The sequence below is a fragment of the Streptomyces sp. GbtcB7 genome (assembly GCF_019091445.1).
Taxonomy (GTDB): domain Bacteria; phylum Actinomycetota; class Actinomycetes; order Streptomycetales; family Streptomycetaceae; genus Streptomyces; species Streptomyces mirabilis.
In genome coordinates this window covers 1-253 of the sequence record NZ_JAGXJM010000418.1, presented here as the reverse complement: position 1 = coordinate 253, position 253 = coordinate 1, and the positions used below count along the sequence as shown (strand labels likewise).

The 253-nt window shown below is 64.8% G+C and carries 1 pseudogene; it reads right to left on the bottom strand.

What is annotated here, in order from left to right:
• Positions 1-253: pseudogene (locus KVT44_RS56415) on the bottom strand (PTS glucose transporter subunit IIB); the annotation flags it as partial.

Sequence of the window (253 nt, the reverse complement as noted above, 5' to 3'; positions counted from 1 at the left end):
GACACGGATCGGGCCCGGTGTCCAGCGGGTGACGAACCGTTCGACACCCCACAGGAGCAAGACCGTGAGGATCGACGGGAACACCTGTGCGTTGTAGGCGACCACGGGCACAGGGATGCCGAAGAGTGCGGCGCCGCCTTCCTGCGCGAGAAGTCCGGTGAAGGCCGGGAACACCAGAAGCGACACGATGCCTAGTGCGAGCGGAATGTTCGTGTTCAGCTTCTTCGCGGTGGTGTACGCGACCAGCAGGGGC